Annotated in this window: 11 protein-coding genes and 4 tRNA genes; 4 read left to right on the forward strand and 11 right to left on the reverse strand. The window is 58.0% G+C overall.

Annotated features, from left to right (window positions below; genetic code table 11):
* Positions 1 to 5 precede the first annotated feature (5 nt).
* Positions 6 to 905 (reverse strand): LysR family transcriptional regulator, encoded by a 900-nt coding sequence (locus BT204_RS07020; RefSeq protein ID WP_173647455.1) that lies wholly within the window; start codon positions 903 to 905, stop codon positions 6 to 8.
* Positions 906 to 1023: 118 nt separating this feature from the next.
* Between BT204_RS07020 and BT204_RS07025 the strand changes: the two genes are divergently transcribed.
* Both BT204_RS07025 and nhaA read left to right on the forward strand, forming a co-directional pair.
* Entirely contained in the window at positions 1024 to 2205 is a 1182-nt protein-coding gene (locus tag BT204_RS07025; protein ID WP_054917370.1) for an MFS transporter, read from the forward strand.
* Positions 2206 to 2323: 118 nt separating this feature from the next.
* Positions 2324 to 3667, forward strand: a complete 1344-nt coding sequence (nhaA, locus tag BT204_RS07030) for a Na+/H+ antiporter NhaA (protein ID WP_034127946.1) — start codon at positions 2324 to 2326, stop codon at positions 3665 to 3667.
* 200 nt (positions 3668 to 3867) lie between these two features.
* On the opposite strand, the gene BT204_RS07035 is transcribed toward nhaA, so the two are convergent.
* The 10 genes from BT204_RS07035 to BT204_RS07080 all read right to left on the reverse strand — a co-directional run bounded on the left by BT204_RS07035 (position 3868) and on the right by BT204_RS07080 (position 13292).
* Positions 3868 to 5742: a SurA N-terminal domain-containing protein gene (locus BT204_RS07035; protein WP_034127947.1), complete on the reverse strand. Its 1875-nt coding sequence runs from the start codon at positions 5740 to 5742 to the stop codon at positions 3868 to 3870.
* Positions 5743 to 5970: 228 nt separating this feature from the next.
* Positions 5971 to 6243 carry an HU family DNA-binding protein gene (locus BT204_RS07040; RefSeq protein WP_003174819.1) on the reverse strand — a complete coding sequence of 91 codons (273 nt, stop codon included), beginning with the start codon at positions 6241 to 6243 and terminating at the stop codon, positions 5971 to 5973.
* A gap of 149 nt (positions 6244 to 6392) precedes the next feature.
* Positions 6393 to 8789, reverse strand: coding sequence for an endopeptidase La (gene lon / locus BT204_RS07045; protein WP_034127948.1), 2397 nt, complete (start codon positions 8787 to 8789; stop codon positions 6393 to 6395).
* Positions 8790 to 8977: 188 nt separating this feature from the next.
* Positions 8978 to 10261, reverse strand: a complete 1284-nt coding sequence (gene clpX, locus BT204_RS07050) for an ATP-dependent Clp protease ATP-binding subunit ClpX (protein WP_003192254.1) — start codon at positions 10259 to 10261, stop codon at positions 8978 to 8980.
* Positions 10262 to 10373: 112 nt separating this feature from the next.
* A complete protein-coding gene (clpP, locus tag BT204_RS07055) occupies positions 10374 to 11009 on the reverse strand; it encodes an ATP-dependent Clp endopeptidase proteolytic subunit ClpP (RefSeq protein WP_003192255.1) in 636 nt (211 codons plus the stop codon).
* Between the two features lie 91 nt (positions 11010 to 11100).
* Positions 11101 to 12411 (reverse strand): trigger factor, encoded by a 1311-nt coding sequence (gene tig / locus BT204_RS07060; protein ID WP_054917375.1) that lies wholly within the window; start codon positions 12409 to 12411, stop codon positions 11101 to 11103.
* Between the two features lie 401 nt (positions 12412 to 12812).
* Positions 12813 to 12888, reverse strand: a tRNA-His gene (locus BT204_RS07065).
* Between the two features lie 77 nt (positions 12889 to 12965).
* Positions 12966 to 13050 (reverse strand) — tRNA-Leu (locus BT204_RS07070).
* A 57-nt stretch (positions 13051 to 13107) separates the two neighbouring features.
* A tRNA-His gene (locus BT204_RS07075) sits at positions 13108 to 13183 on the reverse strand.
* A 32-nt stretch (positions 13184 to 13215) separates the two neighbouring features.
* A tRNA-Arg gene (locus tag BT204_RS07080) sits at positions 13216 to 13292 on the reverse strand.
* 275 nt (positions 13293 to 13567) lie between these two features.
* On the opposite strand from BT204_RS07080, the gene folD reads away from it, so the two are divergent.
* Positions 13568 to 14422 (forward strand): bifunctional methylenetetrahydrofolate dehydrogenase/methenyltetrahydrofolate cyclohydrolase FolD, encoded by an 855-nt coding sequence (folD, locus tag BT204_RS07085; protein ID WP_003192259.1) that lies wholly within the window; start codon positions 13568 to 13570, stop codon positions 14420 to 14422.
* Between the two features lie 207 nt (positions 14423 to 14629).
* Entirely contained in the window at positions 14630 to 15553 is a 924-nt protein-coding gene (pbpG, locus tag BT204_RS07090) for a D-alanyl-D-alanine endopeptidase (protein WP_072446101.1), read from the forward strand.
* The last annotated feature ends 24 nt before the right edge of the window (positions 15554 to 15577 follow it).

Below are 15577 nucleotides of genomic sequence, written 5' to 3' on the forward strand. Positions count from 1 at the left end.
CAAGCTCAGACAGCGGCGTCAGTAGGAAAAAGCCCGGCGCACATATGATCGATAAAGGCCCGCAGCTTGGCCGAAGCATGGCGACTGGCCGGCCACAGCAACCAGAAACTGCCGCGATGTTCGAGGTGCTCATCCAGCACCCGTCGCAAACGCCCATGCTGTACGGCCTGGTTGACCATGTAGTCCGGCAGGCACGCAATGCCCAGTCCTTCTTGCACCACATGATTGAGGGACTCGATGGTGGTGCTGACCAGCGGTGCGCGCAGGTTCAGTTCGGAAGCCCCCGGGACATGACGCAGCGGCCAAGGCTCCAGCTTGCCGGTGGCGCAGAATTTGTGCCGCAGGCAGGCGTGATGATTCAGGTCCTGTGGCCGATGGGGGGTGCCGTGCTGGTCGAAGTAGCCGGGCGTACCGACGAGGACCAACTGGTAATGCCCTAGATGGCGCATCATCAAGCGCGAATCTTCTGGCTTACCGGTGCGAATCACCGCGTCGAAGCCCTCCTCTATCACATCCACCATGCGATCGGAAAAATCCACATCCAACTCGATGTCCGGGTAGGCACGCATAAAATCGCTGATCACCGGCATCAACAAACCACGCACTTGGGGCACACTGATCCGCAGCTTGCCGCGAGGCTTGGCAGTGACCTCAGTCAATTCCTGTTCGGCCGCTTCCAGCTCCGCCAGGATGCGCCGCGAACGTTCCAGGAACAGCGCGCCCTCGCTGGTCAGAGTGATGCTGCGGGTGCTGCGATGAAACAACCTGACGCCCAGGCGCTCTTCCATCCGCGCAATGCTTTTACCCACCGCCGACGATGACACGCCCAGTGCGCGGCCCGCAGCGGTGAAGCTAAGCGTTTGCGCGACCTGCACAAAAACCGAGAGGCTGCCCAGATTGTCCATGGTGATGCCTTTGCCGATTGGGGACATCAACGTCCGATAAGTTCGGAACCTTAGCCTGTTTTTCCGCGCCTCGCAGCCCCCTACCCTTGGCTCCTTGACCCTTTCAAGGAGAGCCCCGATGAACGACAGCCCCCAATTGATCGATACAGCCCCCCACGCTGAACCGCTGCCACTGGCCGGTTTGCTGGCGTTGGCCTGCGCCGGCTTTATCACCATCCTCACCGAGGCAATGCCCGCCGGTTTGTTACCGCAAATCGGTGCTGGGCTCGGGGTCTCCCAGGCTCTGGTCGGGCAACTGGTAACGCTCTATGCGCTCGGCTCGTTGCTCGCCGCTATCCCGCTGACATTGCTGACCCGGGGTTGGCGCCGGCGGCCGTTGCTGTTGATCGCCATCGGCGGCTTTGCAGTGGTTAACAGTGTCACCGCCTTTTCCAGCCACTATGGCTTGACCTTGGCTGCACGATTTTTCGCCGGTGTGTTCGCGGGCTTGCTGTGGGCCTTGCTGGCGGGTTACGCCAGCCGTATGGTCGCACCTCATCTGCAGGGCCGGGCGATTGCCGTGGCCATGCTGGGTGCGCCGCTGGCCTTGTCCCTCGGCGTGCCCGCCGGCACCCTGCTGGGTACGCTGGTCGGATGGCGCGCCAGTTTTGCCATCATGACTGGCCTGACCCTGTTACTGCTGGTATGGGCGCGTTGGCAACTGCCGGATTTTGCCGGTGAACCGCCAAGCAAACGCCTCGGCTTACGTCAGGTACTGGCGTTGCCAGGCATACGGCCGGTGCTCTGGGTGACCTTTACCTACGTGCTCGCACATAACATTCTCTATACCTACATCGCCCCTTTGCTGGTGCCCGCCGGTATCGGCCGCGAGATTGATCGCGTGCTGCTGGTGTTCGGCCTGATGGCCCTGCTGAGTATCTGGCTGGTAGGCGTCTGGATTGACCGGCACCTGAGGCTACTGACCCTCATCAGTTGCGCGATGTTCGCCGTTGCGGCCCTGCTGCTCGGATTATGGTTCAACTGCGTAGTCGCCATTTACGTCAGCGTGGCGTTGTGGGGGCTCGCCTTCGGTGGGCTGCCCGCGCTCTTGCAAACCGCGCTGGCCAAGTCGGCTGGCAACTCGGCCGATGCCGCCCAATCGATGTTGGTCACGGTATGGAACCTGGGCATCGCCGGAGGTGGATTAGTGGGCGGGCTCTTGCTCGAACGTTGGGGCGTCGTGGCATTTCCATGGGCAGTTCTAGGATTGATCGTGTTGGCGCTGGGCGCAATCCGGGGTAAAGCGCTGCCCGCGCGATGACAAGTTTGTTTACAACTTATTCCTCACCTTCCTATCATCGCCCCTGGGTGCGTTGTTGCATAAAGCACGGCGCAGGTTAAAAGCCAAGCATTGGTCGGGCCGCCAATGGAGATTTGTCGTGCCTGATAAACACCCCGCCATCCCCCGCCCCCAGCGCTTGACTGAGGGCGCGCTGTCCGCCCTTGAGCGCTTTTCACACATCGAAGCCGTCAGCGGGATCGTGCTGCTGCTGGCCGCCATCGTCGCGCTGGTGTGGGCCAACAGCCCCGCCGCCGCGACCTACGAGCATTTCTGGAACACGCCCATCACCCTCGGGCTGGGTGATTACAGCGTGTCGCGCTCCCTGCATTTTCTGGTAAATGACGGGCTGATGACCATTTTCTTTCTGGTGGTCGGTGCCGAGATCCGCCAGGAAATCAAAGACGGCGCCCTCGCCAACCTTAAGCTGGCCACGCTGCCCTTGGGCGCGGCGTTGGGCGGTGTGCTGATGCCCGCACTCATCTACACCCTGCTCAACCACGACACCGCCGCCGCGAGTGGCTGGGCAGTCCCCACCGCGACCGACATCGCCTTTGCCGTGGGTGTGCTTGCGCTGCTGGGCAAATCGATTCCCAGTGGCGTACGCATCCTGCTGTTGGCCTTGGCGATCATCGATGACATCGTGGCGATCCTGATCATCGCGATCTTTTTCACCGCCAGCCTCGACTACATGGGCTTGGTGATTGCTGCCGGCGGGCTGGCCCTGGTGTTGGTGTTCCAACGCATGGGCATCAGCAAGGCGGCGATCTACCTGCTGCCAGGCGCTATCGTGTGGTTTGGCCTGCTCAAGACCGGCGTGCACCCAACGCTCGCCGGGGTGATCCTTGGCTTGATGACCCCCGTCAATTCCAAGCCCACGCGGGAACGCCCGCTGGAAACCATCGAACGCACCTTCAACGAGCTGATGGACCGGTTCTCGCAGCCAGCCGAAGGGACCCAGCAAGTCGCCACGCCCCTCAAGCAATTGCGCGAAGCTCAACGGGAAATACTGCCGCCGGTGCAGCGTGTTCAATCGGCGCTGCACCCCTGGGTAGCGTTCGGCGTGATGCCGCTGTTTGCATTGGCCAACGCCGGTGTGAGCCTGGACGGTTTCAATCTGGATGACCCGCTGGCCCACGGTGTGTTCATGGGCGTCATCTTCGCCCTGGTGCTCGGCAAGCCTCTGGGCGTGATGCTGGCGAGCCTGGCGCTGGTCAAGCTCAACATCTGCAAGCTGCCGGACGGTGTGACCTGGACGGGCGTTGGCCTCGTCGGCCTGCTGGCGGGGATCGGTTTCACCATGTCGATCTTTATCTCTTCCCTGGCATTTTCCGACCCGGCCCTGCTGTCGGCTGCGAAGCTGAGCGTATTGGCGGCTTCAACCCTGGCGGCGGTGATCGGGTTGACATGGGGCAAGCTCAAGTTTGCTGCCAAGCCTATCTGAGGCAGAGCACCAACCTGTGGCGAGGGAGCTTGCTCCCGCTGGGTCGCGAAGCGGCCCTAAAAAGCCGGGACTGCTGCGCAGTCAACGGGAGCAAGCTCCCTCGCCACAGTGACAGTCCCATTTAACTGAGTAGCCGCTTTATCAAGGGCAAAAAAAGACCCCGGCCTTTTCAGGTCGGGGTCTTTTTATTCAGGCCGGCATCAATACTTCTTGATGTCTGCCTGGGTTTCCAGCTGCTTGCGGTAGGCCGCGAAGTCCTGCTGGCCAATACGGGAAGCGAGGAAGCGGCGGTATTGCGCTTTTTCTTCGTCCGTAGGGGCCGCTGCTTCGTTCACGCCGTTCAAGCGCACGATCACCAGGCTGCCATCGCGCAGGGTCACGGTGGTGAAGGTCGGCTTGTCCTTGGCCGCAGGCTTGGGCATGCGGAACAAGGCTTGCAGCACGGCCGGGTCGATGGAGTCCTGACCACGGGTAGCTGCCTCAGTCACCTTCCAGGCCTGGCCGTCAACCGGCTGGTCCAGCGCGGTCTTGCCATCACGCAGGCTGGCGATCAACTCGTCGGCATGGGCTTTGGCGGCAGCGCTCGCGCGCTCCTTGGTCATCTGGGTGCGAATGGCCGCAGCGACGTTCTCCAGCGGCAACTGGGCCGGCTTGAGATGCTCTTTGGCACGCAGCACGATGATGGTTTCCGGGTCCAGCTCGATAGCGCTGCTGTTTGCACCTTCATCCAGCACTTCCGGGCTGAAGGCTGCAGTGACCACGGCACGGTTGGCCGCAACACCTTCGCCACCTTCACGGCCAAACGGCGCGGAAGTGTGGACGGTCAGCTTCAGGTCAGACGCCGGCTGGGCCAGGTCAGAGGCTTCGAATGCCGCATCTTCCAATTGCTTGGTCGCTTCGACAAAACGCTGTTCAACCTGCTGTGCCTTGAGCTCGCGGGTCAGCTTGTCTTTCAGGCTGGCGAACGATGGCACCTCAGGCGCTTCAACGCCCAGCAACTTGATCAGATGCCAACCGAAGGTAGTGCGCACTGGCGCCGACACCTGGTCTTGCTTCAAGCCGTACAGCGCGGTTTCGAAGTCCGGGTCATAAACGCCAGGGCCGGCAAAGCCGAGGTCACCGCCATTGTTGGCCGAACCTGGGTCCTGGGAGAACTCCTTGGCCAGGGCTTCGAACTTCTCACCCTTGGCCAGGCGCGCCTGGATGTCTTCGATCTTGGCCTTGGCTTGCGCCTCGGTGACCTTGTCGTTGACTTCAATCAGGATATGCGCGGCACGACGCTGTTCAGCGAGGTTGGCGGTTTCCTTCTCGTAGGCAGCCTGCAGCTCATCGTCCTTGACGCTGACCTGGTCGAAGAAGGAAGACTTCTTCAACTCCAGATAGTCGATGACCACCTGGTCCGGGGTCATGAACTCTTTGGCGTGCTGGTCGTAGTAGGCCTTGACCTCGTCGTCGGTGAGTTTCACCGCCGCAGGGTCAGCCTTGATGTTGACGGTAGCGAAGTCGCGGGTCTGTTTTTCCAGACGGGCAAATGCCAGCACCTCGGCGTCGGTCACAAAACCGCTGCCGGCGATGCCTGCGCGAACCTGGCCGATCAGCATTTCCTGGGTCAGCATTTGACGGAATTGCATGCGGCTATAGCCCAGCTGACGGATCACCTGGTCAAAGCGTTCGGCGTTGAACTTGCCGTCCACCTGGAATTCCGGCGTCTGCAGGATCACCTGGTCCAGCGCCGCTTCCGAGAAGCCGAACTTGGAATCGGCAGCACCTTGCAGCAGCAGCTTGCGGTCGATCAGGCCCTTGAGGGCAGCATCGCGCAGCAGTTTTTCGTCCAGCAGGGAAGCATCGAAATCCTTGCCCAACTGTTGCATCAGCTGGCGCCGTTGCATATCGACGGCCTGGCTCAGTTCGGTCTGGGTGATTTCTTCACCATTGACCTTGGCCACGTCCTGCTTGTTATTACCCGAAGCCTGGAAAATGGCTTCGATACCGGTGAACGCCATCAAAGCGACGATGATCCCGATAATGGTCTTGGCAATCCAGCCTTGTGAATTGTCCCTGATATTTTGCAGCATGCGTCCCCCAGAAACGGTTGAACTTCAAAAATTAGGCAACCGTGGAGCGTGGGTAGAGTCCGGATAGAAGAAAGGCGCATCCGAGGATGCGCCTTCTCGTAACTGGCGGAGCGGACGGGGGTTCGAATCTGCACCCCCGGCGTGGCGACCCGATACGTGGGTCAGCTACCGCTCCGCTGCCAGGCCAGACCTGCGTCCGACCCGGGTAAGCAAAGGCTTGAACGAAGCTTAGTTAACGGCTTCTTTCAGGGCTTTACCGGCTTTGAAACCTGGTTTCTTGGCAGCAGCGATTTGCAGTGCTTTGCCGGTCTGTGGGTTACGGCCAGTGCGAGCTGGGCGGTCAGTCACAGAGAAAGTACCGAAGCCTACCAGTACCACGGAGTCGCCGGCCTTCAGAGCGCCAGTGACGGATTCGATTACTGCGTCCAGCGCACGGCCAGCAGCAGCTTTCGGGATATCAGCGGATGCAGCGATAGCATCAATCAGTTCCGACTTGTTCACTCTAAGTCCCCTTATATATCTATTGAGTATGATTCTAAGTTTTTTGGTAAAAAGCAAAACCAGTGCTGAATGGCCTACAGACACTTAAGAGCCGCTTTATAACAAGGGCTCTAAAAAGCTGTCAAGGAAGCCCCCCAGGCTCCAACACATTAATGCGTGCTAATTCTTTCCTTGGAATCGGACTCGCGTTTTTCGTCCTTCGCGACTATCTCCGGGACCACATCCGGCAAGGGCTCCGGCGCGTATTGCAGCGCAATTTGCAGGACCTCGTCAATCCATTTAACCGGTTTAATCTGAAGATCCTGCTTGATATTGTCAGGAATTTCCTTCAAGTCGCGAACATTCTCTTCAGGAATGATCACGGTCTTGATTCCACCCCGGTGCGCAGCGAGTAATTTCTCTTTCAGACCACCGATCGCCAATACCTGACCACGCAGGGTAATTTCCCCGGTCATCGCCACATCGGCGCGTACAGGAATGCCGGTCAACGCTGATACCAGCGCCGTGCACATGCCTACGCCAGCGCTAGGGCCGTCTTTAGGGGTCGCCCCTTCCGGCATGTGGATATGGGTGTCGTGCTTCTCGTGGAAGTCCAGCGGGATGCCCAGGCTGCGGGCGCGGCTGCGCACCACGGTCTGCGCGGCGGTAATGGATTCGACCATCACGTCCCCCAGGGAACCGGTCTTGATCAATTGGCCTTTGCCCGGAATCACCGCAGCTTCGATGGTGAGCAATTCGCCACCCACCTGAGTCCACGCCAAACCAGTCACCTGGCCGACCTGATCCTGTTGCTCGGCTAGGCCGTAGCGGAATTTCTTCACGCCCAGGAAGTGTTCCAGGGAATCGGCAACTACCTTCACAGAGAAGCGTTTTTCCAGCGCGTGCTCCTTCACCGCCTTGCGGCAGATCTTCGCGATCTGGCGCTCAAGGCCCCGTACACCGGCCTCGCGGGTGTAGTAGCGCACGATGTCACGGATCGCCTCGACCTCGAATTCGATCTCGCCCTTCTTCAGGCCGTTCGCCGAAATCTGCTTGGGCGCCAGGTACTTGACTGCGATGTTGATCTTCTCGTCTTCGGTGTAGCCCGGCAGACGAATCACCTCCATCCGATCCAGCAAGGCTGGCGGAATGTTCATGGAGTTGGAGGTGCACAAGAACATTACGTCAGACAAGTCGTAGTCGACTTCCAGGTAATGGTCGTTGAAATTATGGTTTTGCTCGGGATCAAGCACTTCGAGCAAGGCCGACGCCGGATCGCCACGCATATCGCTGCCCATTTTGTCGATTTCATCGAGCAGGAACAGCGGGTTGCGTACACCCACCTTTGTCATCTTCTGAATCAATCTTCCTGGCATCGAACCGATGTAGGTACGGCGATGACCACGGATTTCCGCTTCGTCACGCACGCCACCCAAGGCCATGCGCACGAACTTGCGGTTAGTCGCGCTGGCAATCGATTCCGCCAGGGATGTTTTACCCACACCTGGAGGCCCGACCAGGCACAGCACCGGCCCGCGGATTTTTTTCACACGCTTTTGCACGGCGAGGTACTCAAGGATGCGCTCCTTGACCTCTTCCAGGCCGTAATGGTCAGCGTCGAGGATCTCTTCAGCACGGGCCAGGTCCAGGCGCACCTTGGTCTGGGCTTTCCACGGCACTTGCACCAACCAGTCGATATACGAGCGCACCACGGTGGCTTCGGCCGACATCGGCGACATCTGCTTGAGCTTGTTCAGCTCCGCGGTGGCCTTGGTCAGGGCGTCTTTGGGCAGGCCAGCGGCATCGATACGCTTCTTCAGCTCTTCGATTTCGTTGTGGCCCTCCTCGCCGTCACCGAGTTCTTTCTGAATGGCCTTCATCTGCTCATTCAGATAGTACTCGCGCTGGCTACGCTCCATCTGCTTCTTCACACGGCCACGGATGCGTTTCTCAACCTGCAGCAGGTCGATTTCGCCATCCAGCAACGCCAGCACGTGTTCGACACGGGCCGACAGGTCGATGATTTCGAGGATGTCTTGCTTCTGCTCGATCTTCAGCGCCATGTGGGCGGCCATGGTGTCGACCAGGCGGCTTGGCTCATCAATGCTGTTGAGGGACGACAGGACTTCAGCCGGAACTTTTTTGCCCAGTTGCACATACTGCTCGAACTGCGAGAGCAGGCTGCGCACGAACACCTCGGACTCACGCTCCGGGGCTTCGACTTCGTCGATCAGCGCCACTTCTGCACGCAGGTGGCCATCCACCTCCATGAAACGCTCTACGGCGCCGCGCTGCTCACCTTCGACTAACACCTTGACGGTGCCATCGGGCAGTTTGAGCAATTGCAGGACAGTGGCAATGGTGCCGACGCGATACAGGGCATCTTCACCTGGATCATCATCAGCAGGATTCTTCTGGGCCAACAGCAGGATTTGCTTGTCGCCCGTCATCGCGGCCTCGAGGGCTTCGATAGACTTCTCGCGCCCCACGAACAGCGGGATAACCATGTGCGGATAGACGACGACATCACGCAACGGCAGGAGAGGCAATTCGATGGTTGTCTTCATGATTTCGCCTCTATGACAGTTCAAAAATAAGCTTGAAACCAAGATGGGGGTTACATGCAAAAAAAACAAGCTCAATGCCAGTAGTTAAACGCATGAATACACGCGAATTTAACCACCGCTCCGAGAAAAGCCCCCAAAAAACAAGGGGCCCCTAGAGGCCCCTTGCTTGTACCGCAACTGCTGAACGCTTACGCGTCGGGTGCAGCCTTGGCAGCCGGCTCACTGTTTTCGTAGATATACAGTGGCTTGGATTTGCCTTCGATCACGCTTTCGTCGATCACCACTTTACTCACCTCGGACTGCGAGGGGATTTCGTACATGGTGTCGAGCAACACGCCTTCGAGAATAGAACGCAGGCCACGTGCACCGGTCTTGCGCTCCAGTGCCCGCTTGGCCACCGATTTCAGCGCATCGGTACGGAACTCGAGGTCTACACCTTCCATCTCGAACAATTTGCCGTATTGCTTGGTCAGGGCGTTTTTCGGCTCGGTGAGGATCTGGATCAAAGCCGCCTCATCCAACTCGTCCAACGTCGCCAGGACCGGCAGACGGCCAACGAATTCCGGGATCAGACCGAACTTGACCAGATCGTCAGGCTCGACTTCACGCAGGGACTCGCCCACCTTCTTGCCTTCTTCCTTGCTACGCACTTCCGCACTGAAACCAATGCCGCCACGGGTGGAACGCTGCTGAATCACCTTCTCCAGACCGGAGAACGCACCGCCACAAATGAACAGGATGTTGCGCGTATCAACCTGAAGGAATTCCTGCTGCGGGTGCTTGCGGCCGCCTTGTGGCGGAACGGAAGCAACCGTGCCTTCGATCAGTTTCAACAGGGCCTGCTGCACGCCTTCACCGGAAACGTCCCGGGTGATCGACGGGTTGTCCGACTTGCGCGAGATCTTGTCGATCTCGTCGATGTAGACAATACCCATCTGGGCCTTCTCTACGTCGTAGTCGCACTTCTGCAGCAGTTTCTGAATGATGTTCTCGACATCTTCACCCACGTAGCCAGCCTCGGTGAGGGTGGTGGCGTCGGCGATGGTGAACGGAACGTTCAACAGGCGAGCGAGGGTTTCTGCAAGCAGGGTTTTACCCGAGCCTGTAGGACCGATCAGCAAGATGTTGCTCTTGCCAAGTTCAACCTCGTCACCTTTCTTGTCACGCTGGTTCAAGCGCTTGTAGTGGTTGTACACCGCTACGGCCAGAACCTTCTTTGCACGCTCTTGACCAATGACGTACTGGTCAAGGATGCCGCTGATTTCTTTAGGCGAAGGTAATTTATGCGCACTGCTCTCGGCCTGGGCTTCCTGCACCTCCTCACGGATGATGTCATTGCACAGGTCGACGCATTCGTCGCAGATAAACACCGAGGGGCCGGCAATCAATTTGCGTACTTCATGCTGGCTTTTGCCACAGAAGGAGCAATAGAGCAGCTTGCCGTTGTCCTCGCCGTTGCGGGTGTCAGTCATTCGTTCGATCCAAATCCGATAGGCTTGCAACACAAGATGAAGGCTTATGCGGGCTTTTTCAAGCCCGCCAGTGGTCGGACATGCCGACCAGCCCTATTTTGAGCGGCTTATATTAAGCGGGGCGCTTGTCGATCACTGCGTCGATCAACCCGTATTCCTTGGCGGCTTCAGCGCTCATGAAATTGTCACGGTTGGTATCGCGCTCGATTTCTTCCAGGGTGCGCCCGCTGTGCTTGGCCATCAGCGTGTTGAGACGCTCACGAATGAAGAGGATTTCCTTGGCGTGGATTTCGATGTCCGACGCCTGGCCCTGGAAACCGCCCAGTGGCTGGTGAATCATCACACGCGAGTTCGGCAGGCAGAAACGCTTGCCTTCGGCACCCGCGGTCAGCAGGAAGGCGCCCATGCTGCACGCCTGGCCAATACAGGTGGTCGACACGTTTGGCTTGATGAACTGCATGGTGTCGTAGATCGACATGCCCGCAGTCACCGAACCGCCCGGTGAGTTGATGTAGAGATGGATGTCCTTGTCCGGGTTTTCCGCTTCAAGGAACAGCAATTGCGCACAAATCAGGTTGGCCATGTAGTCCTCTACCGGGCCAACCAGAAAGATCACTCGCTCCTTGAGCAGGCGCGAGTAGATGTCGTAGGCGCGTTCGCCACGAGCGGACTGCTCGACAACCATCGGGACCAGGCCGCCTGCGGCCTGGATATCAGAGTTCTGCTGAATATAGGAATTACGGAACATGCTCTGCAGTTACTCCCAAATAGTCATGTCTTGAAAACGCATAAGCCAGCGCGAGGCTGGCTTATGGTTGAATTTCCAACGAGTTGGACAATCAGTCGGCTTGTGCTGCTTCCGCCGGTTTGACTGCTTCTTCGTAAGAGACCGCTTTATCGGTCACCTTAGCCTTCTGCAGAACAGTATCCACAACTTGTTCTTCCAGCACAACCGAACGTACTTCGTTCATCTGCTGCTCGTTCTTGTAGTACCAAGCCACGACCTGCTCAGGCTCCTGGTAGGCCGAAGCCATTTCCTGGATCATTTCGCGAACGCGGTCTTCATCTGGCTTGAGGTCAAACTGCTTGACCACTTCGGCCACGATCAGGCCCAGCACAACGCGGCGCTTGGCTTGCTCTTCGAACAGCTCGGCCGGCAGTTGGTCAGGCTTGATGTTGCCACCAAACTGCTGAACCGCTTGAACGCGCAGGCGATCCACTTCGTTGGACAGCAGGGCCTTAGGCACTTCGATCGGGTTGGCGGCCAGCAGACCGTCCATGACCTGGTTCTTGACCTTGGACTTGATAGCCTGGCGCAGCTCACGCTCCATGTTCTTGCGAACTTCGGTGCGGAAGCCTTCGATGCCGGTTTCCTTGATGCCGAACTGGGCGAAGAACTCTTCGTTCAGCTCTGGCAGCTTAGGCTCGGAAACGCTGTTGACGGTAACGGTGAACTCGGCGGCTTTGCCAGCCAGGTCCAGGTTCTGGTAGTCAGCAGGGAAAGTCAGGTTCAGAACGCGCTCTTCGCCGGCTTTGGCGCCAACCAGGCCGTCTTCGAAACCAGGAATCATGCGGTTGGAACCCAGCACCAGCTGAGTACCCTTGGAGGAGCCGCCAGCGAAGACTTCGCCGTCAACCTTGCCAACGAAATCGATGTTCAGTTGGTCTTCGTTCTGGGCGGCACGGTCGGCCACTTCGAAACGAGTGTTCTGCTTGCGCAGGATTTCCAGCATGTTGTCCAGGTCCGAATCAGCCACTTCGGCGCTCAGACGCTCGATTTCGATACCGTCGAAACCGGCCACTTCAAATTCCGGGAACACTTCGAATACGGCAACGTATTCCAGGTCCTTGCCCGCTTCCAGGGACTTGGGCTCGATCGAAGGCGAGCCTGCCGGGTTCAGCTTTTGCTCGACAACGGCTTCGTAGAAGGAAGCCTGGATCACGTCACCTACAGCTTCCTGGCGCGCATCGGCACCAAAACGACGCTTGATTTCGCTCATAGGCACTTTGCCTGGACGGAAACCAGCGATCTTGGCCTTTTGGGCAGTCTGCTGCAGACGCTTGTTGACCGCAGTCTCGATACGCTCTGCCGGCACGGTGATGCTCAGGCGGCGCTCGAGAGCAGTAGTATTTTCAACAGAAACTTGCATGGATATTCCTCGTTGCACAGACATTAGCCGGCCATTTCCGACCCCAATCAAGGGCATGCATTCTAGTGGGTCAAACTCAAGAAGTCACCCTACTGAAAACACCGCGAAAAACAGCCGGCAATTTATCGGTACGAAAGCACTGAAGTACCTCGCCCCGGTGACAAATACAGCCAAATTGCGCCAGGGCTCTGCGCCGCCCCTCTCTATATATAGAAGGAACAACCATTCATCTCCCTGACGGCCCGCCCTGCGAACAAGGCGAGCAAGCAACGCGGCATCATCGAGATACATAAATACGACGACACGCCCTGCCGGGGCAGCCCAGCACCTGCAACCACCCAATCTCAAACCGCCAAAACCAAAAAAGGCGCCAGACTGTTAAATCTGGCGCCTTTCGAATATGGGGTGGACGAAGGGGATCGAACCCTCGACAACGGGAGTCACAATCCCGTGCTCTACCAACTGAGCTACGCCCACCATATTGCGTTAACAAAGAAACCAAACCACTTCTTTGTTGAGCCCTGCCCCGCCTGACGACCGGGAAAAGCTTTAATTGGTGCGGATGAAGAGACTCGAACTCTTACGCCTCGCGGCGCTGGAACCTAAATCCAGTGTGTCTACCAATTCCACCACATCCGCGCTTGAAGCTCTTAAAGCAAAGGCGCCAGACTGTTAAATCTGGCGCCTTTCAGAATATGGGGTGGACGAAGGGGATCGAACCCTCGACAACGGGAGTCACAATCCCGTGCTCTACCAACTGAGCTACGCCCACCATATAGCGCTACTTGTGCCAAAGCTGCCTAATGGCGCACCCGGCAGGACTCGAACCTGCGACCATCCGCTTAGAAGGCGGATGCTCTATCCAGCTGAGCTACGGGCGCCTTATTAATCTGTACTCTTGGAGGATTACAAACTAAGTGCTTCCAGCCTTGCAGTACAACTATTCTGCTCGACCTTCTTAACCAGTGCTAGGCTGTGCCCGACAAGTGCGACGAATAGTATAGATGCCCTGGAAACCCGTCAAATCTTTTTTGAAAAAAACTGATTTTATTTAAGGGGTTAGGGCAATTTGCAGACCAAGCGCCTTTGCCCTCGCGCCTTGGCATGCGAGAATGCGCGCACTTTTCTTCCCCCTCTCGATGGTTAATCACGCGTAATGACTGCACAACTTATCGACGGCAAATCAATCGCCGCCAGCCTGCGCCAGCAGATCGCCAAACGAGTCACCGAGCGCAGCCAGCAAGGCCTGCGCACGCCTGGCCTCGCGGTGATCCTGGTCGGCAGCGATCCTGCCTCTCAGGTTTATGTCTCGCACAAGCGTAAAGACTGTGAAGAGGTCGGCTTTATTTCCAAGGCCTACGACTTGCCTTCGGACACCACTCAACAGGCCCTGACCGACCTGATTGACAGCCTCAACGATGACCCGGGCATGGACGGCATCCTCCTGCAACTGCCGCTGCCTGAGCACCTGGACGCCTCCAAGCTGCTGGAGCGCATCCGCCCGGACAAAGACGTCGACGGTTTCCACCCTTATAACGTCGGCCGCCTGGCCCAACGCATTCCCCTGCTGCGCCCATGCACGCCTAAAGGCATCATGACGCTGCTGGAAAGCACCGGTGTCGACCTGTACGGCCTTGACGCTGTGGTGGTGGGCGCATCGAACATCGTCGGTCGCCCGATGGCCATGGAGCTGCTGCTGGCCGGCTGCACCGTGACCGTCACCCATCGCTTCACCAAGGACCTCGCCGGCCACGTCGGCCGTGCCGACCTGGTGGTAGTCGCCGCCGGCAAGCCGGGCCTGGTCAAGGGTGAGTGGATCAAGGAGGGTGCCATCGTCATTGACGTGGGTATCAACCGCCAGGAAGACGGCAAGTTGGTGGGCGACGTGGTGTATGAAACCGCCCTGCCCCGAGCAGGCTGGATCACGCCGGTCCCTGGCGGTGTCGGGCCGATGACCCGGGCCTGCCTGCTGGAAAACACCTTATATGCAGCGGAAACCCTGCACGGTTAATAACCAGACGTAATGAAAAAGCCCTGCCTTAGCGCAGGGCTTTTTATTACGCGTAAAAAAACCGTTTTTTCTTAGTTTTTAAGTACTTTCGTCTGGTTCTAGAAGAACATTCGACAGTTCTTCATCCATACTCCTAAAATGTAACGTCATTTTTCATAAGACCCGTTCTACAACGGCATTTCCTTACTTTTTAGCGAGTTCATCCGCGTGAAAATTCGTCTTTCTATCGTTAGCCTGTTTTTTGCGTTAACAGGCACCTTCGCCCACGCCGCCGAATCCACCCTGGCCCCGCGTGACGCCTCCAAGCTGCAGATCGCCTCCGGCAGCGCCATGCTGGTCGACTTGCAGACCAATAAAGTCATTTATTCCAGCAACCCTGACGTGGTGGTACCTATCGCCTCGGTGAGCAAGCTGATGACTGGCCTGATCGTCCTCGAAGCCAAGCAGAATATGGACGAGTACATCGACATCAACATCACCGATACGCCCGAGATGAAAGGCGTGTTCTCCCGGGTGAAGATCGGTAGCCAGATGCCACGCAAGGAAATGCTCCTGATCGCGCTGATGTCTTCGGAAAACCGCGCCGCCGCCAGCCTCGCCCACCACTATCCAGGTGGCTACGCGGCCTTCATTGCCGCGATGAACGCCAAGGCAAAATCCCTGGGCATGACCAGCACCCACTACGTAGAGCCCACCGGACTGTCGATTAATAACGTGTCGACCGCCCGCGACCTGAGCAAGCTGCTGGCCTATGCGCGCAAGTTTCCGATGCTGAGCCAGTTGAGCACCACCAAGGAAAAGACCGTGTCGTTCCGCAAGCCTAATTACACCTTGGGCTTCTCCAACACCGATCACCTGATCAACCGCGCCAACTGGGATATCAAGCTGACCAAGACCGGTTTCACCAACCAGGCCGGCCATTGCCTGGTGTTGGTGACGAGCATGGGCAATCGCCCGGTGTCGCTGGTGATTCTGGATGCCTTTGGCAAGTTCACCCATTTTGCCGATGCCAGCCGTATTCGTAGCTGGGTCGAGACCGGCAAAGGCGGCGCAGTGCCTGATGTAGCGCTGCGTTACAAGGCCGATAAAAACCTCAAGAACCGAGCGACCGCTACGGAAGTACGTCGATAAGCAACGGTTTTAGTGTGGGGGCGG

The sequence above is a fragment of the Pseudomonas sp. NFPP02 genome, from assembly GCF_900119355.1.
GTDB classification, from domain to species: Bacteria; Pseudomonadota; Gammaproteobacteria; order Pseudomonadales; family Pseudomonadaceae; genus Aquipseudomonas; species Aquipseudomonas paracarnis.

Bases quoted from the DNA above. Each gene is read 5' to 3' on its own strand.
- clpP (WP_003192255.1), bottom strand. From the start codon at position 11,009: ATGTTCCGTAATTCCTATATTCAGCAGAACTCTGATATCCAGGCCGCA.
- clpX (WP_003192254.1), bottom strand. From the start codon at position 10,261: ATGACTGACACCCGCAACGGCGAGGACAACGGCAAGCTGCTCTATTGC.
- BT204_RS07035 (WP_034127947.1), bottom strand. From the start codon at position 5,742: ATGCTGCAAAATATCAGGGACAATTCACAAGGCTGGATTGCCAAGACC.
- lon (WP_034127948.1), bottom strand. From the start codon at position 8,789: ATGAAGACAACCATCGAATTGCCTCTCCTGCCGTTGCGTGATGTCGTC.
- folD (WP_003192259.1), top strand. From the start codon at position 13,568: ATGACTGCACAACTTATCGACGGCAAATCAATCGCCGCCAGCCTGCGC.
- BT204_RS07025 (WP_054917370.1), top strand. From the start codon at position 1,024: ATGAACGACAGCCCCCAATTGATCGATACAGCCCCCCACGCTGAACCG.
- tig (WP_054917375.1), bottom strand. From the start codon at position 12,411: ATGCAAGTTTCTGTTGAAAATACTACTGCTCTCGAGCGCCGCCTGAGC.
- BT204_RS07020 (WP_173647455.1), bottom strand. From the start codon at position 905: ATGGACAATCTGGGCAGCCTCTCGGTTTTTGTGCAGGTCGCGCAAACG.